The sequence below is a fragment of the Streptomyces sp. CA-250714 genome (assembly GCF_050936705.1).
Taxonomy (GTDB): Bacteria; Actinomycetota; Actinomycetes; order Streptomycetales; family Streptomycetaceae; genus Streptomyces.
This window is the reverse complement of record NZ_JBNJMI010000002.1, coordinates 892,303-911,103: the sequence shown is the minus strand read 5'-3', so window position 1 is coordinate 911,103 and position 18,801 is coordinate 892,303. Positions and strand designations below refer to the sequence as shown.

13 protein-coding genes are annotated in these 18,801 nt (G+C 72.4%); 11 read left to right on the top strand and 2 right to left on the bottom strand.

The genetic code is table 11. The features are described 5' to 3' along the window. Positions 1 to 14 precede the first annotated feature (14 nt). A complete protein-coding gene (locus tag ACQEU8_RS22995) occupies positions 15 to 1,313 on the bottom strand; it encodes an MFS transporter (protein WP_433104044.1) in 1,299 nt (432 codons plus the stop codon). A gap of 176 nt (positions 1,314 to 1,489) precedes the next feature. Here ACQEU8_RS22995 and ACQEU8_RS22990 point away from each other — a divergent pair, with 176 nt between their 5' ends. The 9 genes from ACQEU8_RS22990 to ACQEU8_RS22950 all read left to right on the top strand — a co-directional run bounded on the left by ACQEU8_RS22990 (position 1,490) and on the right by ACQEU8_RS22950 (position 14,798). Further along, positions 1,490 to 2,188, top strand: a complete 699-nt coding sequence (locus ACQEU8_RS22990; protein WP_433104042.1) for a GntR family transcriptional regulator — start codon at positions 1,490 to 1,492, stop codon at positions 2,186 to 2,188. Between the two features lie 148 nt (positions 2,189 to 2,336). Beyond that, the gene (locus ACQEU8_RS22985) at positions 2,337 to 3,866 is read left to right on the top strand and encodes a hypothetical protein (protein ID WP_433104040.1); all 1,530 of its coding nucleotides are present in this window, start codon (positions 2,337 to 2,339) and stop codon (positions 3,864 to 3,866) included. Positions 3,867 to 3,947: 81 nt separating this feature from the next. Beyond that, on the top strand, positions 3,948 to 4,832 hold the full coding sequence (locus ACQEU8_RS22980; protein ID WP_433104038.1) for a hypothetical protein: 885 nt from the start codon (positions 3,948 to 3,950) through the stop codon (positions 4,830 to 4,832). A 50-nt stretch (positions 4,833 to 4,882) separates the two neighbouring features. Then, positions 4,883 to 9,847: a hypothetical protein gene (locus ACQEU8_RS22975; protein WP_433104036.1), complete on the top strand. Its 4,965-nt coding sequence runs from the start codon at positions 4,883 to 4,885 to the stop codon at positions 9,845 to 9,847. A 140-nt stretch (positions 9,848 to 9,987) separates the two neighbouring features. Further along, positions 9,988 to 10,236 (top strand): hypothetical protein, encoded by a 249-nt coding sequence (locus ACQEU8_RS22970; RefSeq protein ID WP_433104034.1) that lies wholly within the window; start codon positions 9,988 to 9,990, stop codon positions 10,234 to 10,236. Positions 10,237 to 10,422: 186 nt separating this feature from the next. Beyond that, a complete protein-coding gene (locus ACQEU8_RS22965; protein ID WP_433104032.1) occupies positions 10,423 to 13,272 on the top strand; it encodes a nitrate- and nitrite sensing domain-containing protein in 2,850 nt (949 codons plus the stop codon). Continuing rightward, positions 13,269 to 13,715, top strand: coding sequence for a roadblock/LC7 domain-containing protein (locus tag ACQEU8_RS22960; RefSeq protein WP_433104030.1), 447 nt, complete (start codon positions 13,269 to 13,271; stop codon positions 13,713 to 13,715). Before ACQEU8_RS22965 ends, ACQEU8_RS22960 begins: the two co-directional genes overlap by 4 nt. Before the next feature lie 59 nt (positions 13,716 to 13,774). Further along, positions 13,775 to 14,212: a DUF742 domain-containing protein gene (locus ACQEU8_RS22955; protein ID WP_433104028.1), complete on the top strand. Its 438-nt coding sequence runs from the start codon at positions 13,775 to 13,777 to the stop codon at positions 14,210 to 14,212. Next, complete coding sequence (locus ACQEU8_RS22950; RefSeq protein ID WP_433104026.1) at positions 14,193 to 14,798, top strand: GTP-binding protein; 606 nt, start codon at positions 14,193 to 14,195, stop codon at positions 14,796 to 14,798. Before ACQEU8_RS22955 ends, ACQEU8_RS22950 begins: the two co-directional genes overlap by 20 nt. Positions 14,799 to 14,979: 181 nt before the next feature. Here the strand turns inward: ACQEU8_RS22950 and glpK are convergent, their stop codons facing one another. After that, complete coding sequence (gene glpK, locus ACQEU8_RS22945; protein WP_433104024.1) at positions 14,980 to 16,485, bottom strand: glycerol kinase GlpK; 1,506 nt, start codon at positions 16,483 to 16,485, stop codon at positions 14,980 to 14,982. A 473-nt stretch (positions 16,486 to 16,958) separates the two neighbouring features. On the opposite strand from glpK, the gene ACQEU8_RS22940 reads away from it, so the two are divergent. Beyond that, a complete protein-coding gene (locus ACQEU8_RS22940; RefSeq protein ID WP_433104022.1) occupies positions 16,959 to 17,828 on the top strand; it encodes a M15 family metallopeptidase in 870 nt (289 codons plus the stop codon). A 144-nt stretch (positions 17,829 to 17,972) separates the two neighbouring features. Then, on the top strand, positions 17,973 to 18,788 hold the full coding sequence (locus ACQEU8_RS22935; protein ID WP_433104020.1) for an SAM-dependent methyltransferase: 816 nt from the start codon (positions 17,973 to 17,975) through the stop codon (positions 18,786 to 18,788). The last annotated feature ends 13 nt before the right edge of the window (positions 18,789 to 18,801 follow it).

Here is an 18,801-nt window from a genome sequence, read left to right as displayed (position 1 = left end):
CGCCGTGCGGACGGTCAGTTCAGCTGGGCCAGTTCACGGCCGCGGGTCTCCGGCAGGCCGAGCAGTGCCAGTGCGGCGAGCGCATAGGCCGCGGCACCGAACACCAGCGCTCCGCCCACGCCCCAGCTGTCGGCCAGTGCGCCCACCAGCGCGGGGAAGGCGGCGCCCAGGCCGCGCCCCACGTTGTAGGTGAAGCCCTGGCCGGTGCCGCGGACGGAGGTCGGGTAGAGCTCGGCGAGGAAGGAGCCGAAGCCGCTGAAGATGGCGGACATGCAGAAGCCGAGCGGGAATCCGAGCACCAGCAGCAGCGCGTCGGCGCCCGTCGGCACCTGGGTGTAGCCGACGATGCAGAGGGCCGAGAGCGCGGCGAAGACGGCGATGTTCTTCTTGCGGCCCAGCAGATCCGTCAGATAGCCGCCGGTGAGGTAGCCGAGGAACGCGCCCAGGATCTGCGCGGCGAGGAAGCCACCGGTGGTGACGACGGCGAACCCGCGGTCCTTCGACAGATAGGCGGGCACCCAGGTGGCGAGCGTGTAGTAGCCGCCCTGCACCCCGGTGGCCATCAGTGAGGCGAACACGGTGGTGCGCAGCAGCCGCGGCCGGAAGATGGCGGCGAACGTGCCGAGGGACGACTTGCGGTGGCGCTGTCGTTCGGCCTCCGGGGCGTCGCTGACGTTCTTGCGTACGTAGAGCACCAGCAGGGCGGGAAGCGCGCCGGTGAAGAACATCACGCGCCAGGCGGTGTCCTGCTCCAGCAGTCCGAAGACGGCTGTGTAGACCAGCACGGCGAGCCCCCAGCCCACCGCCCACGCGCTCTGCACGGCGGCGAGTGTGCGCCCCCGGTGGTGCGCCGAGGTGTACTCGGCGACCAGCACGGCGCCCACCGCCCACTCGCCGCCGAAGCCGACCCCCTGGAGTGCGCGGAAGACCAGCAGCGTCTCGTAGTTGGGCGCGGTGCCGCACGCGACGGTGAACAGCGCGTAGGTGAGCACCGTGGCGATCAGCGCCGGGACCCGGCCGATCCGGTCGGCCAGCACTCCGGCCAGCGCCCCGCCGACGCCGGACGCGACCATGGTCACGGTGACCAGCAGTCCGGTCTGTCCGCTGCTGAGCCCGAAGTACGCCGCGATGGCGACCATGCTCAGCGGGAGCGCGTAGAAGTCGTACGCGTCCAGGCCGTACCCCCCGAACGCGCCGACGAAGGCGCGCCGTCCACGGGGGCCGAGGGAGCGGAGCCAGCCGAAGGCGCCGCTGTCGTGGATGTCCTCGTTGATGTCCTCGCTCGCGGTGCGAGCCTTCGGGGCCGTGCTCATGGGCACCTCGCAGACGACAGGCCGGCGTCCGGACGGGCGCGCGGCAATTCATGGGCCGTGTCGCGCAGTTGGGGTGACGCAGGTCTCATGTCCCCCTGATGGCAAAGTAGGGGATTGTTGAACGATTCCGCAATCCTGTTGTTGTCACGTTCTGGGAACTGCGGTTCACTTCAGCCATGAGCGACAACGTGCTGGACGAACTCAGCGGCGATCGAAGACTGTTGGGGCGCACCAGTACGGCGGAGCGCGTCGCGGGCATCCTGCGCACCCGGATCATCGAGGGCGGCTTCCAGCCCGGCATGCGGCTGGCCGAGGAGGAGATCGGCAACGCGCTGGGCATCTCGCGCAACACGCTGCGCGAGGCCTTCCGGCTGCTCACCCACGAGCGACTGCTGGTCCACGAGCTCAACCGCGGCATGTTCGTCCGCAAGCTCACCGTCCAGGACCTGGAGGACCTCTACCGCGTCCGACGCCTGGTCGAATGCGCCACGCTGCGGCAGCTGGCGGCACCGCCCTACCCGACAGCGGCCATGACGGCGATGGAGACGGCGGTGGCGGCGGGCCGGCGCGCGGCGGACGAGCACCGCTGGCGCGACCTGGGGACCGCCAATATGCACTTCCACCAAGGGCTCGTCGAGCTGGCCGGAAGCCCGCGCACCGACGAGATGATGCGCGGAGTGCTGGCCGAACTCCGGCTCGTCTTCCACGTGATGGAGAACCCCCGCCGCTTCCACGAGCCCTATCTGCCGCGCAACGAGCAGATCCTGCGCGCCCTCCAGAGCGGCGACGCGGCCGGTGCCGAGCAGCTGCTCGCCGTCTACCTCGACGACTCCCGGCGCCAGCTCGCCGAGGGCTACGCCCGCCAGCTACGCTGACCGGTCGGCCGCAACCGGCACACCGCCCTCGGCGGGCTCCGAACACCCGTCCCTGAGCTGATGGCCGCCCGGGTCGGGACAACCGCCCTGGACCGTGACAACCGTGCCGTTTCGGATCTTGTCAGTGCGACCGCTTAATGTGTCCGTCGTGACTGAGAGCGCCACCACGACGAGCACGCAGGCAAGGACAGGTGCATCCGCACCCTCCCCGGCCCCGGGCCCCGCGGCCGACGAGGGCCTGGCCCGCCGCCTGCGCGCGCTCGCCTGCACGGCGCCGCTGCACGACCTCGACACCCGCAAGGCCAACCTCGCGGGGGAGTACAGCACCTACGAGATGGCCGAGCTGGCGCTGGCCGCCATCGACCTGGTCACGCTCCAGATGGACTTCGACACCGGCGCCGACCACGAGCAGGTCGTCGCCAAGCTGCTGCCGCGCATCGCGGCGCAGGCCCCCACCCGAGAGCCCGCCGAACACGAACGGGTGGCCCGCTGGGTGCTGGAGAACATGATCAACGTCGGCAGCGTGGACCGCGGCTTCCGAGCGGTCTACGGCACCTTCGACCCCGACGGCACATACGTACGGCGGGACTACGACTTCAAGCTCATCGAGGAGGTGCCGGGCCCCGGCGGCAGCGTCTATCTGCGCACCACCGACGAGGCCGTCAACGTCCTGGTCGGTGCGCTCGACACGGACGTCACCAGCGCCCAGATCGCCGCCGAGGTCAAGCTGGAGGTCCTCATCAGCCGCGGCCGGCTCGCCGACGCCCAGCTCGCCGCCGAACAGGCCCGCTACCGCACCGTCCAGTACGCGGAGACGCTGCGCCGCACCCTGGAGGCCACCCGGCGCGACGTACGCGCCGTCGACTGGCTCAGCGCCGTCCCCGACATGATCACCGAAGCCCTCGACCATGTCGCCGACCGCTACCGCCACGAGAACGCCATCCTCACCAACATCCGCAAGGCGCGCGACGAGGCCGAGGACGCCGACCACAAGCGCCGCGCCGCCGAACTGGTCGACATCGTCAAGGACTGCATCCGCCGCCACACCCAGCTCCAGTCCCGGCTGCTGGAGGCCGGCCCGCTCTTCCGTGCCGAACAGGACCGGCAGTCCTTCGCGCCCCCCGCGGCACGCGCCGGACTCGATCTGTACGGCCAGCTCCTCGCGCCCGTACTGCCGCTGCCGCTGGAGCGGGCCACCCGCGTCACCGACGCCTTCTTCGCCCGGGGCGCCGGGCTGCGCACGCCAGGTGCCGTACGGCTGGGCGATCTCACCGACATGCTGCTGACCCCGCCCGCGCCACGGGAACATCTGGGCGCCGAGATGCCCGAACCCGACCTGGTCGCCACACCCGACGACAGCCGCTTCAGCGAGGAGCAGCTGGCCGTTGCCATGGAGCTGTTGGAGCTCCCTCCCGACGCGCCGCGCCGGCTCTCCGGACTGCTGGCCGACGCCCGGCGCCGGGATCCCGAACTGCCGTACCTCATCGCCCTGCTCGCCGTCCACGCCGCGAGTCCGCCTGTCGGCACGGCGTACCGGCAGGGCGAGCCGCGGTTGCTGTTCGCCGTGGATGACGGCACGCCCTTGGACGACCCGGAGTTCGGCGGTGCGGATCTCATTGTGGGGACGGCGCTGCTGGACGCGGCCGGGATGGCGGCGGACCGAACGGAGGCGGCGTGAAACGGCTGTATCCGACAACGGCGCGACGCCACGCGGCAGCACCGGAAGAAGCAGCCGCAGCACCGAAGGAACGTGAGGGACGTGACTGACTTCGCACCGGAGCCCGACCCGGACGAGGGGCTCGGCAAAGAGAACTCCGCTCCGCAAGTGACCCCCGCGGACGCGGCCGACGCGGCCCGCCTTGTGTCGTTCGGGCTGCACCCGAAGCTGGTCCCCGCCAGGGACGCCGAATACACCGAACTCCTGCGCCGCTACCGCGAGGAACCCGCGTTCGCGCGGCTGGCCGACGCCGTGGCCACCGGCCTGGGGCTCGTCGTGCTGGAGGTCTCCACCCGCGCGGGCATGGCGCTGGCCGCCGCCGAGGACTCCGTCTTCGCGGTACGCATGGGCGACTACGCCCGGCGGGCCGGCGCGGACTCCACGGACCGCTTCCTGCACGGCCTCGCCCATCTCGCCTGCGCCGCCATGGCCTTCCCCCGCCCCGAGGACCTGGCCGACGACGGCTACATCGGCCGCATCACCGTCAACGGTGTGGACTCCTTCGTACGCCAGGCGTGCCGCAGGCTGGAGGAGCGGGCCGGGGCCGAGGGTGAGAACACCGACCCGGCCACCGACGCACCGGGGCTGGAGGCGGCCTGGCGGGTCTACGCCCGGCGCAGCGCCACCGGCGCCACCAAGGACGCCCGCAGGCTCGCCGGTTCCACCACGGGCATCATCGCCAAGGCCGTCGCCTTCCTCGCCGACTCCGGGTTCCTCCAGCGCACCGGGGACGACGCGGGCGGCACCTACCGCACCACGGCGCGCTATCAGTTGCAGGTCCGCGACATGGCGGGCAGCGCTGCCATGGCCGAGCTTCTGGAGCTCGGCGTCGTCCCGGTCTCGGACGGTACGGCCAGCCTGCTGCCGCCGCCGGACGGCGACGATCTGGAGCTCGCGCCGGACGCCGGACTGCCGTTCCACTCCTGAACCCCGCGGGAACCCCCGCACCGCCCACCATCAACGAGAGCCCCGCCGTTATGTACGAGCTGTCCCGGATCCGCCTCTACTCCATCGGGCCCGCCGGTGCGCGCTATGCCGACACCGTGCTGGACCTGCGCGGAGTGGGCGAGCCCGTGCCCAGCCCGGCGCCCACGCAGGCGGACTTCTTCGAGGAGGAGCCGCAGGGCCCGCCCCGCCGCCCCGCGCCCGCGGGGGTGCTCTTCCTGGAGAACGGCGGCGGCAAGTCCGTGCTGCTCAAGCTGATCTTCTCGGTGATGCTGCCAGGGCACCGCAACACCCTGGGCGGCGCCAGTTCGGGCGTGCTCCGCAAGTTCCTGCTCGCGGACGACTGCGGCCATGTCGCCCTGGAGTGGCAGCACACCAGGACCGGCGAGACGATCGTCGTCGGCAAGGTCAGCGAGTGGCGCGGCCGCCAGGTCTCCGGCGACCCGCGCAAGTTCGCCGAGGCGTGGTATTCGTTCCGTCCCGGCCCCGGCATGTCCCTGGACTCCCTCCCCGTTGCCGAGTCGGCGGCGCTGCGGCCCTACGCCGAGGGCACGTCCGCCGCGCGCGGCAGGCGGCGGACCATGAAGGGCTTCCGCGACATACTGACCGAGACGGGCAAGGCGTACCCGAACCTCGACGTGGTCTGGGAAGAGATCCACGAGCGCTGGAACGAACATCTGACCACGCTCGGCCTAGACCCCGAACTCTTCCGCTACCAGCGCGAGATGAACGCCGACGAGGGCGAGGCGGCGGGCCTGTTCGCCGTCAAGAACGACTCGGACTTCACCGACCTGCTGCTGCGCGCCGTCACCGACACCCGCGACACCGACGGGCTCGCCGACCTCGTACACGGCTTCGCGCACAAGCTCGGCCGCCGCGCGGAGCTGACCGCCGAGCGCGACTTCACCGCCGGCTCCCTCGACCATCTGCACCGCATCACCGAGGCCGCCGAGGCGCGCGCGCAGGCCAGGGAGATCCACGCCGGCGCCGAGCGCCGCACCCGCCATCTCGCGCACCGGCTGACGGCGCGCGGCACCCAGGAGCGCGGTCGCGCCGCCGAACTGGCCGAACAGCTGGAGCAGGCCAGGGAGTCGGTCACCGCAGCCGAGGACGCCCGCACCCGCGCTTCGCGTATCGCCGCCGAACTGGCCTACCGGCACGCCTCGCTGGCGCTGGCCGCCGCCGAGAAGTCGGCAGCGGCGCAGAAGCGGGAGCTGAGCGAGGCCAGAACGCTGCACTCCGCGTGGCAGGCGGCCGAGACCGTGCTCGCGCACCGTACGGCCGCCGACCGCTCGGCCCGGGTCGCCGCCGCCATCCAGGAGGCCGAGCGGGACGCTGCGCCCGCGCTGGCCGCGCGCGCCCACGCCGCAACCGCGCTCGTACGTGCTCTCAACGCCGCGGCCGAGGACAGCGAACGCATCGCCGGTGAACAGGAAGAGCGCTCCGCCGCGCTGCAGACGGAGAGCGAGAGCGCCCACCAGGACGCCACAGCGGCCGCCACCGAGGCGCAGCGCGCCCGCAGCGAGACCGAACACCTGCGCCAGCGCCTCGCCGAGGTGGAGCAGGAGATGGACCAGGCCGTACGCGCCGGCTGGCTGGACGACAGCGACCCGGACGCCGACCCGGCCCGCGCCGCGCTGGCCGCGAGCGACGCGGAGAAGACCGCTGTCGCCTCCTTCGAGTCGGCCCGCGACGCGGCAGCCCGCAGCGCCGAGCGGGCCCGCGAGCTGGCGAGCCGCCACGCCAGTGCCGAACTCGCCGCAGCACGCGCCGCCGACGCCGCCGAAGCCTCCGAAGGGGCGTACACGGCGGAGCGCGCCACGGCCGAGACCCTCGGCGCCGAGGAGCGGCTGGCCGATCTGCTCGGGCTGCCCACCGCCCGCCCGGATACGCCGGACGCGGGCCCCGCCGGGCCGACGCGGGCGACGCTCCCCGGCCAGCGGGGCGCGGGCAGTTCGCCTGCCGCGGCCCCGGACACCGACCCCGGGCCGGGCCCGCGCGCCGGGACCGTGCCGGGCCAGGGCGGCGCCCCGGAGGCCGGCGGCGCTTCCCGTACCCGCCCCGACCGGACCGCGTCCCCCTCCCAGGGCCCGCTCACCGCCGAGGAGCTGGACCGCAACGCGGAGGCGCTTCAGGAGCTGCTGGACGAAGGAGTGGCCGCCGCCGAGCGGCAGTTGTTCGATCTGCGTACCGCCGCGGCGGACGACTCGCGGATGCTGGGCGCGCTCGGCGACGGCGGACTGCTCCCGCCGGGCCCCGATGTGACGGCCACCGTCGAGTATCTGGGCGAGCACGGTGTCCCCGCGCTGCCCGGCTGGCGCTATCTCGCCCAGGCCGTGGACCCCGCCAACCACGCCGCGGTGCTCGCGGCGCGCCCCGAACTGGTCGACGGCGTCATCATCACCGACCCCGACAGCCACGCGCGCGCCCGCGAGGTGCTGGCGGGAGCGCCCCTGCTGCCGCGTTCGGCCGTCGCCGTCGGCACGTCCGCCGCGCTGCTGGCCCCCGCGCCCCCGCCGGACAGCGGCGGGGAGCACTCCGGCCCCTCGGATGTGTTCCTCGTACCGCCCAACCCGGCGATGCACGACGAGCACGCGGCCGACGACGAGCGCCGCCGACTGCGAGAGCGGGCCGCGGCGCGCGACGAGGAGATCCGCGCGCTGGCGTCCCGGCTCTCCGCCGACCGTGCGCTGGCGGCCCGTCTCGCCTCCTGGCGCAGCGGCTGCCCCGAAGGCCGCCTGGACGAACTCGCCGAGGCGGCGGCACAGGCCCGGCAGGCCGCCGAGGCCGCCCAGGAGCACCTCGCCGCGGTGCGCGAGGCCCGTGCGGAGGCCGACGAACAGGCTGCCGAGACCGCCCGCGTCCGCGACGAGCGCCAGGAAGCGGCTCAGCGCGCCCGGCGCAGCGCCGACGCGCTGTCCGGGCTCGCCTTCCGGCTGCGGGAGCGCAACAAGTGGCAGGCCCGGCTGCGGGAGCTGGCCGACGACGTCGCCACCGCTCAGGAGCGCGCCGAACAGTGCCTGGAGCGGGCACGCTCGGCCGACGAGGACCGGCGCGCCGCCCAGCGCGCGGCGGACGACGCACGCCGTACGGCCCGCACCCTGCGCGCCGAACGCGCCGAGATCGCGGGCGTACCGGACGACCCGGAAGAACCGGAACCGGCCGCCGCCGACAGCGAGTCGGCGGCCCTCGGCGACAAGCGCAACCCCGTGCGCACCGCCTCTCTGCCAGACCTGCGCGAGGCATACCGTTCGGCCTCCCAGCTGTACGAGAAGGTCGGCGTAGGCGCCGATCTGCGTGCCGAACAGGCGCGCGCCGAGGGCGACGAGTCGGCGGCCAAGGCGGCGCTCGACCGGCTCAGCAACAAGGTGCGCACCCGCGCGGCGCAGCTGCTGGAAGGCCCCGACGGCGCCGACGGCCCCTCCCGGCAGGCCGCAGCGGCCCGCGCCGAAGCACTCGTCCAGCGGCTGGAGGCCCGCGGCTCCGACGCCAGCGAACAGCTGGGCCGGCTCCGCGGCGAGGCCGAGCGCCTCGCGCCCGGCGAGGGCGACCGCCACACCGAACTGCCCGACGAACTGGTGCCCGCCGACGCCGCGCAGGCGCAGACCCTGCTGCGGACGGCCAACGCCGAACTGGCGGCCCGCGGCGACGAACTGGAAGCCGCACGCGTTGCCCACGCCGCGCTCCAGCGTGCCCATGCCGCCGCCGAGGACGCCGCGAGCGGCTTCGACGAGACCGCGGCCACCCTCCGCGATCTGCTCCGCGATCCGGCGGCCTCGGCGCCCGGCGAGCAGGACGGCGAGGAGCCCCCCGAGCCGTACGCGGGCAGCCCCGCGGACGCCCGGCAGGCGGCTGCCGAGGCCCGGCGTTCACTGCGCGGCTGCGCCGCCGACCTCACCGCCGCCGAGCAGTCCGTCCGCGAGGCGTGTGACGTGCTCGTACGGCACGCCAACTCCAGCCGCTACGAACAGGTCCGCACTCCGGCGCGGCAGCAGGTGCGCGAGCTGCCCGCTTCCGCGCTGCCGGACCACGCGGCCGCCTGGGCGGCCGCGTTCGCGCCCCGGCTGCGCGTACTGACGGACGAGCTGGCCCAGTTGGAGCGCAACCGCGACAGCATCGTGGACCGGCTGCGCGGTCTGGTGGAGTCCTCGCTGACGACACTGCGTTCGGCACAGCGGCTCTCCCGGCTGCCGGAAGGGCTGGGGGAGTGGTCCGGCCAGGAGTTCCTGCGTATCCGCTTCGACGACCCGGACCAGGCCACCCTCACCGAGCGGTTGGGCGAGGTCATCGACGAGGCCACGCGTGCGGCCGTACGGAAGAACTCCGATCTGCGCCGCGACGGTATGACGCTGCTGCTGCGCGGCGTGCATGCGGCGCTCCAGCCGCGTGGCGTCTCGGTGGAGATCCTCAAGCCGGACGCCGTGCTGCGCGCCGAGCGGGTGCCGGTCGGACAGATGGGCGACGTCTTCTCCGGCGGCCAGCTGCTGACCGCCGCCATCGCCCTGTACTGCACGATGGCGGCGCTGCGCAGCAACGACCGCGGCCACGACAAGCACCGGCATGCCGGCACGCTCTTCCTGGACAACCCCATCGGGCGGGCCAACGCCACCTATCTGCTGGAGCTCCAGCGGGCCGTGGCCGACGCGCTGGGCGTCCAGCTGCTCTACACCACGGGCCTGTTCGACACCACGGCGCTGGCGGAGTTCCCGCTGGTGATCCGGCTGCGCAACGACGCGGACCTGCGTGCAGGACTGAAGTACATCAGCGTGGAGGAACATCTGCGGCCCGGCCTTCCCCAACCGGAGGCCGAGGAGGGCGAGACCGCGGTGCACGGTGAGATCACCGCGACACGGATGTTCCGCCGCCCCGAGCAGGATCCGCCCGACGCTCGCGACGAGCCGCGGGCGCAGCCGTCGGAGCCGGATGCCCGGCCGGACGTTCCCGCCCCTCATCCGCCGGGTGACGCGCCGGACGCGGCACACTCCCCGCGCTCCTGACGTCGCGGGCCGCGCCCGGTGCCGGGGAGCCCTGTTCGGCACCGGCGCGCGGCGGCCGGCCGCGATCGGCCAGCGCGCGCCGTCTGGCCGCGCTGCTGGGCTCCGAGACGACGCCGTGCCGCTGCACCCACACCTGCCGGGTGATCCATACGTCGAGCACCGCCCACGTCGCCACGACGGTGCTGCCGATGGTGGACAGCACCATCGGGAACGCCAGCCAGACAGCGGCCATCGAGCAGAAGAACGCGACCATGAGCTGCACCAGCGTCAGCGCCGCGATGATCACGGCCCGTACCGCCGCCGCACGTACCGGGTCCGGCAGACGGGGCTTCGCGTACATCTTTTTCACTCCCCCTTCACTACCCTCCGATCCTCGCACGGTTCCGTAAACGTGTGCTGTGCCACAGACTTCGAAGGTCCGGCGGGGCATCGACGGACAACTCAGGATGAGGCACCCTGGACTGCCTGTTCGGACGCTCATACAGACCTACGAGTTGCCAGCGCGTCAGTAGTAAGCTCACGCCGTTTGCTGTCGGTACACGCCCCCGTGCGCTGGGGAAGACGTAGGGGAGGCCATGCGCTTTCGCGGGAAGTCCATCCGCCGGAAGATCGTGGTGCTGCTGCTGGTGCCCTTGGTCTCCCTGCTGTCCATCTGGGGCTTCGCGACCTACATCACCGCAGCGGAGGCCAACAGTCTGCTGCGGCTGGACGAGATCACCCGCAAGATCGGCAACCCGACGGAGGACGCGGTCCGGGCCATCCAGCGCGAGCGCCACCAGATCATGGTCTACGTCGCCGACCCCGGCAGCGGGCAGGAGCTGAGACTCCTGCACCAGGCGCAGGACACCACCGACCGGAAGATCTCCACCGTGCGCCGCAACGCCTCCGACGGCGGCCTGCGTTCCAACCTCGGCCCGGAGTCCAAGGCCCGGCTCGGCGATTTCCTGGAAGCCCTGGACGGCCTGAAGAGCCTGCGTTCCCGCGTCGAGCAGAACTCCATCACCCGTGGTGGCGCCTTCCAGGCGTACAACGAACTCATCGACCCCGCCTACGCGTTGGTCGACTCGCTCAGCATCGTCGACGACGTCGATCTGGAGAAGCAGGGCCGCGCCCTGGTCGGCCTCTCCCGCGCCCGTGAGTACCTCTCCCGGGAGGACGCGCTGATGGCCGCCGCCTACGCCGCGGGCCAGTTCACCCGGGGCGACCAGCGTGCGCTCTCCGACCGGGTCGCCGAGCGGAACATCGCCTACGAGAGCAACCTCCCCTCGCTGCCCGCCGAGGACCGGCAGATCTTCGAGAACTACTGGAACGGCAGCGACGGCCGAACCCTGCGCAGCTACGAGGACGCCGTCATCGCCGCCGGACCCCGCACCAGCGAGGGGCCGGTCAGCGAGGAGCGCTGGCACCTCGGCAACACCACGGTCCTGGACGACCTCCAGCGGATGGGGGAGCAGGCGCAGCAGCGCTTCCAGAAACGCGTCGACCCCGTCGCCACCAGGGTCCTCATCCAGGCCGCGGCCGCGGGCGTGCTCGGCTTCCTCGCCGTACTGGCCTCCCTCGTCATCTCCATCCGGGTCGCCCGCAGCCTCGTCCGCGATCTGAACACCCTGCGCAAGGAGGCCAACGCGGCGGCGGGCGAACGGCTGCCCAGCGTGATGCGCCGGCTCGCGGCGGGTGACAAGGTCGACGTCGAGACCGAGTCGCCCCGGCTGGACTACCCCTCCGACGAGATGGGCCAGGTCGGCCAGGCCCTCAACACCCTGCAGCGGGCCGCCGTCGAGGCCGCCGTCAAACAGGCCGACATGCGGCGCGGCGTCTCCGAGGTCTTCGTCAACCTCGCCCGCCGCAACCAGGTGCTGCTGCACCGCCAGCTCACCCTCCTCGACGCCATGGAGCGGCGCACCGAGGACGCGGACGAACTGGCCGACCTCTTCAAGCTCGACCACCTCACCACCCGGATGCGCCGGCACGCCGAGGGCCTGGTCATCCTCTCCGGCGCGGCACCCACCCGGCAGTGGCGCAAGCCCGTCCAGCTGATGGACGTGGTACGGGCCGCCGTCGCCGAGGTCGAGGACTACGAGCGGATCGAGGTACGCAGGCTGCCCCGGCTCGCCGTCGACGGCAGCGCTGTCGCCGACCTGACCCACCTGATCGCCGAACTGCTGGAGAACGCCACGGTGTTCTCCCCGCCGCACACCGCCGTCCAGGTGCTGGGGGAGCGGGTCGCCAACGGCTTCACCCTGGAGATCCACGACCGTGGCCTGGGCATGACGGCCGACGCGATGCTGGACGCCAATCTGCGGCTGGCGGAGACCCCGGAGTTCGAGCTGTCCGACACCGACCGGCTCGGCCTGTTCGTCGTCTCCCGGCTCGCCCAGCGTCAGGGCGTACGCGTGTCGCTCCAGTCCTCGCCCTACGGCGGCACCACCGCCGTCGTCCTGATCCCCGGCTCCGTCCTCACCGAGACCCCCGGCCGGGACGAGGACCAGCGCGGGGGCCGTACCGCCATCGAGGCGGGCGGGACCACCGCTCGGCCGCTGGACGGGCCCGTCGAGCTGGAGGCCCCGTTGGAGGAGGAGCCCCGCCCCTCGCTCGAGACCGGCACCTCCCGGGAGAGCCGCGGAGGGCCCCGCAGACGCGAGCGCGATACGGCGTCCACCTCGGTGGCCCCGTCGGGCGAACAGCACCAGCAGACGCGGGACGAGGCCCCTCCCGCCGCCCGTACGGACGCCCGCTCCGAGCCCGGAACCGGCCCCCAGGGCGGCACCGACGACAGCACGCCCGACGACGTCGGCCCGGCACCACTGCCCCGTCGCCGCCCCGGCGCTCCGGTGCTGGTCTCCGACAACGGACGCACCGTCGACCCGGACCGCCGGTCCACCGGCGAACGCGCCGGCGGCCGCGCACCGTTGCCCCGCCGCAAGCCGCGTACGACGCGGCAGACGGAACCCGACCGTACGACGCGGCAGACGGACCCCGAGCGTCAGCCGGAACCCGCGTCCCAGCCGGAATCGGGGCCCGGATCCGGCGCCGCACCGCAGAGCACCGTCGAGACGGAGACCGAGGCCGCGACGGGGCCCGTGCCCGCGTCGGGGGCCACCGCCGGGGACGCCGAGCAGCCGTCCGCGCAGCCCTCCGACCCGCCGCAGGGCCGGCCCGCGGGCCTGCCGCGCCGGGTGCGCCAGGCCAGCCTCGCGCCGCAGCTCAAGGCGGACACGCCGACCGGCAACACCCGCATGCCGCAGGCGCGAACGGGCACCCAAGGATCCAGCACGCCGGATGTCGACGATCGCGACGCCGACGAAGTGCGCAGCAGAATGGCCTCCCTCCAGCGCGGCTGGGAACGCGGCAGACGCGAGAGCGAACCGCCGCACGACACGGGGGAGTCAGCACCAGGAACGACACCGGGAGGGGACGGTCGATGACCGCACCGAACGCCGCATCGCACAACGCTGGAGGCGGTGAGCTCAACTGGCTCCTCGACGAGCTGGTCCAGCGCGTCGGCAGTATCCGCAAGGCGCTGGTGCTCTCCGGGGACGGCCTCGCCAGGGGCGCCTCGGAGGGCCTCACCCGGGAGGACAGCGAGCACCTGGCGGCTGTCGCCTCCGGGTTCCACAGCCTCGCCAAGGGCGTCGGCCGGCACTTCGGGGCCGGTGGCGTCCGGCAGACCGTGGTCGAGCTGGAGGAGGCCTTCCTCTTCGTGACGGCCGCCGGTGACGGCAGCTGTCTGGCCGTCCTCACCGACGCCGACGCCGATGTCGGCCAGGTCGCCTACGAGATGACGCTCCTTGTCAAGCGGGTCGGCGCGCATCTGGGCACCGCGGCGCGCAGCACTCCGGCCGGCGGCGACCCCGCTGGCGCCAACTGAGCCGCACCACCGGGGACGGCAGGGCGACGGGACGAGGGAGTGAGGGGACGGGGCTGGCCATGACGGACCACTGGTTCGACGACGCGGCAGGACCCGTGGTACGGCCGTACGCGATGACCCGGGGCCGTACCCGCAGCGGCGCCAAGGACACGCAGCTCGACCTCATCGCCCTCGTCATCGCCGAGAGCGTGGACACGGCGGAGCCGGACGCCGGGTCCGCCGCGGAGGGCGGGCTCCTTCCCGGCGAGGAGGACAAGCTCCTCTCGGATCACTCGTTCGTGCCCGAGCACCTCGACATCCTCGCGCTCTGCCGCCGCTCCCCGCTCTCCGTGGCGGAAGTGGCGGCCGAGCTCGACCTTCCCGTGGGGGTGGTACGCGTCCTGATCGGCGACCTGGTGGAGGCCGAACTCGTACGCGTCACCCGCCCCGTCCCTCCGGCGGAGCTGCCGGACGAGAGCATCCTCAGAGAGGTGATCAATGGTCTTCGGGCGCTCTAAGCGGGGCGGCAGGACGGCCCCGGCCGAACCGGTCACACTGAAGATCCTGGTGGCCGGCGGCTTCGGGGTCGGCAAGACCACGCTGGTGGGGGCGGTCAGCGAGATCAAACCGCTGCGCACCGAGGAGCTGCTGACCGAGGCCAGCCGCCCCGTGGACAGCACCAGGGGCGTGGAGGCGAAGTCCACCACGACCGTCGCCATGGACTTCGGCCGCATCACCATCAACGACGCACTGGTGCTGTACTTGTTCGGCACCCCGGGACAGGACCGTTTCTGGTTCCTGTGGGACGAGTTGGCGACCGGCGCGCTCGGCGCCGTGGTGCTCGCCGACACCCGGCGGCTGGACAACAGCTTCGCCGCCATCGACTACTTCGAGCGCCGCGGCATCCCCTTCACGGTGGCGGTCAACTGCTTCGAGGACGCCGAGCAGTACCCCGCCGAGACCGTGCGGGAAGCGCTCGATCTCGACGGGGCCGTGCCCGTGCTGCTGTGTGACGCCCGGCAGCGCGAGTCCGCCCGGGACGTACTCATCTCGGTGGTCGAGCACGCCATGCGGAACGCTGCGCGTGCGCCCGCCGACATGTAGGGGTTGCCCGGCGCATCTTGCCCACCCGGCATGGGGGGCTGCGCTTGCCCACCCTGCGCCCCTGGCGCAGACTACCCAAGCACAGCGCAGTTCCCCGCGCCCCGGAAGGGGCGCGGGGAACTGCGCGACAAGCCACGACGCACCCGCGGCCTGCAAGCGACGGGCAGGGGCAGTCTCCGTCTCAGTCCGACTTCTCCCAACCGAAGCTGCGCTCGACGGCCTTGTGCCAGTTCGCGTACTCCTTCTCGCGCTCCTCCGTGCTCATCGACGGTGTCCACTCCGCGTCCCGCTTCCAGTGGGCGCGCAGCTCGTCCAGGTCGGACCAGACGCCGGTCGCGAGCCCCGCGGCGTAGGCGGCGCCCAGGCAGGTCGTCTCCGCGACCACGGGCCGGATCACCGGTACGCCGAGCACATCGGCCTGGTGCTGCATCAGCAGACTGTTGGCCGTCATTCCGCCGTCCACCTTCAGCGTGGTGATCTCCACGCCGCTGTCCTGGTACATCGCGTCGACGACCTCGCGGGTCTGCCAGCTCGTCGCCTCCAGCACGGCCCGTGCCAGATGCGCCTTGGTCACATACCGGGTCAGTCCGGCGATGACGCCGCGCGCGTCCGAACGCCAGTACGGGGCGAACAGGCCGGAGAACGCCGGCACGATGTACGCGCCGCCGTTGTCCTCCACGCTGGCGGCCAGCCCCTCGATCTCGGAGGCGTCGTTGATGAAGCCCAGCTGGTCGCGGAACCACTGCACCAGCGCGCCGGTGATGGCGATGGAGCCCTCCAGGCAGTAGACGGGCGCCTCGTCGCCCAGCCGGTAGCCCATCGTGGTGATCAGCCCGTGCTTGCTGGGCACGGGCCGGGTGCCGGTGTTCAGCAGCAGGAAGGAACCGGTGCCGTAGGTGTTCTTGGCCTCGCCGACGCCGTAGCACGTCTGTCCGAAAACGGCTGCCTGCTGGTCACCGAGAGCGGAGGCGACCGGCACGCCCGCGAGCTGCCCGACAGCCGTGCCGTACACCTCCGAGGAGGACCGGATCTCCGGCAGCACGGCAGCGGGCACGTTCATGGCGTCCAGCACCGACTGGTCCCACTCCTGGGACTCCAGGTTCATCAGCATCGTGCGGGAGGCGTTGGTGACGTCGGTGACGTGCCGGCCCCCGTCCACCCCGCCGGTCAGGTTCCAGATCAGCCAGGAGTCCATGGTGCCGAAGGCGATCTCCCCGTTGGCCGCGCGCTGCCGCAGCCCCGGCACGTTGTCCAGCAGCCAGGCGACCTTCGGCCCCGAGAAGTAGCTGGCCAGCGGCAGGCCCGTACGGTCACGGAAGCGGTCCTGGCCGACCTCGCCGCCCAGCTCGGTGCAGAGCCCGGCGGTGCGGGTGTCCTGCCAGACGATCGCGTTGTGCACCGGCTCGCCCGTCGCGCGGTCCCACAGCACTGTCGTCTCGCGCTGGTTGGTGATACCGATGGCGCTGAGCTGGTCGGCGCGCAACCCTGCCCGCTCCAACGCGCCGCCGACCACCGCCTGGACCTTGGTCCAGATCTCGCCGGCGTCGTGCTCCACCCACCCCGGTTTCGGAAAGATCTGGCGGTGCTCCTGCTGGTCGACGGCGACGATCCCGCCTTGCTCGTCGAAGACGATGCAGCGGCTGGACGTGGTGCCCTGGTCGATGGCAGCGACGTACTTGTCCGTCATGGTTTGACGACCCCTCGTTAGGTGCGTTCGGACGTCACGATCAGAATGCGGCCTTGCGGAGCAGCACGCCGAAGCCCCGCCGAGCAGAGCCTTCAGGCCCCGCCGATCGGCGGTCCACCCGGCATCACGGCGGTGTCCGCGACGAGCGTGACGGCAGTGTTCAGCCCAGCTGAGAGGCAGTCAAGGCCGGGCGCACAACCCGGCTGTCGCGCCCGGTCTGCGACGCTCCCGTCGCGACTGTCACCGAGGTGTCACCAGATCCTCACGCCCCCGTACGTACCCCTGCTCACGCGAACCGGCCCGGGGGGTCCGGCGTCCACACTGAACAGAACGGCGGCACGGGACCGACGGGGGTGGTCCCGAGCCGCCGTTTCTCATGTCCCCGTGCTCCGTTCCCGGTGGAACCTGGAGATCACTGGAGATCCCTGGAGAACTCTGGTGGAGGGGGTCGTCCCCTGGTAGAGGAGAGGGGCATGAGACGTATCCGCACCACACCGTACGCCCCGCTCGCCGCGGCCGCCCTGCTCCTGGCCCTCGCCGCCGCCCCCGTTCCCACGGCCAATGCCTCGTCCGAAGAGGCCGTGTCCGGGCAGGCCCCGTCCAGCCGGCCGGCGTCCGGGCAGGGCCATGAGCCCAAGGCGCCGGAGGAGTTCGTCGCCCTGCACGATGTGGCCCCGACCATCCGGCAGGACATCCGCTACTTCACCGAGCACAATTTCGTCGGCGAGCCGATCGACGGCTACCGCCGGCCGATGTGCATCGTCACCAAGGACACCGCCAAGGCCCTCGCCCGGGCCCAGCGCTCCCTCCTCCGCCGCGGCTACACGCTCAAGGTCTACGACTGCTACCGCCCGCAGCGCGCCGTCGACCACTTCGTGCGCTGGGCCAAGGACCTGGACGACGAGAGGATGAAGCGCGAGTTCTATCCCCGCGTCGAGAAGAACCGGCTCTTCGAGGACGGCTACATAGCGGAGAAGTCCGGGCACAGCCGCGGCAGCACCGTCGACATCACCGTTGCCGAGCTGCCCGCCAAGCCCACCCGGCCCTACCGCCCCGGCGAGCCGCTGGTGCCGTGCTACGCGCCCAAGGAGGAGCGGTTCCCGGACAACGCCGTCGACACGGGTACCGGCTTCGACTGCTTCGACACCCTCTCCCACACCGACGACCCCCGCATCACCGGGCAGCAGCGCGCCAACCGGCAGCTGCTGAAGTCCACCCTGGAGCGTGAGGGCTTCACCAACCTGCCCGAGGAGTGGTGGCACTTCACCCACAAGCCGGAGACCTTCCCCGACACCTACTTCGACTTCCCCGTCTCCCGCCGCTCGCTGACCTCACACCACTAGCCCGGCCGCCACTGGGGCCGACCGCCACGGAGTCCGATCGCCACTGGGGCCGCCCGGAAAAGTGCGTGCGGCTCCAGTGGCCCCGCCTTTGGCGCTACGTTGAGGCAGCAGCCGAACATCCGCAGCCGAGCAGGGGAGCCAGCCATGACCGACAGCACGGAGCGGGCACAGCGTCCCGCGATGGAGATCGACACCACGATCCCGCACTCCGCGCGCATCTGGAACTACCTCCTCGGCGGCAAGGACCACTACGCCGTGGACCGGATGGCAGGCGACAAGGTCTGTGAGGTCTTCCCCGGCATGGTCGACATCACCCGGCACTCCCGCGCCTTCACCGGCCGCGTCGTACGCCACCTCGCGGGCGAGGCGGGCATCCGGCAGTTCCTCGACATAGGCACCGGCCTGCCGACCGTCGACAACACCCACGAGATCGCCCAACGGGTGGCACCCGAGAGCCGCATCGTCTACGTCGACAACGACCCCCTCGTCCTCGCGCACGCCCAGGCACTGCTCACCAGCACCCGCGAGGGCTCGACCAGCTATCTGCACGCCGATGTACGCGACCCGGCCCTCATCCTCGCGGAGGCTGCCGAGACGCTCGACTTCGACCAGCCCGTCGGCCTGATGCTGATGGGCATCCTCGGCCTGGTCAGTGACTACGACGAAGCACGCGCCGTGACCCGCGAACTGCTCGACGCGCTGCCGCCCGGCAGCTACCTCGGCTACAACGACGGCAGCACGACCGACCCCGCCTACGTCGAAGCCATCCGCCGCTTCAACGCCAACAGCGGCGCCGTGCCCTACACCCCCCGCACCCCCGAGCAGATGGCGGCCTTCTTCGAGGGACTGGAACTGCTGGAGCCCGGCATCGTCTCCCTCCCGCACTGGCGCCCCGAAGCACTGCCGTTCGGCGAACCGCCCGAGATCGCCTGCTACGGCGGCGTCGGACGCAAGGGATAGCAGCCCGGCGCCA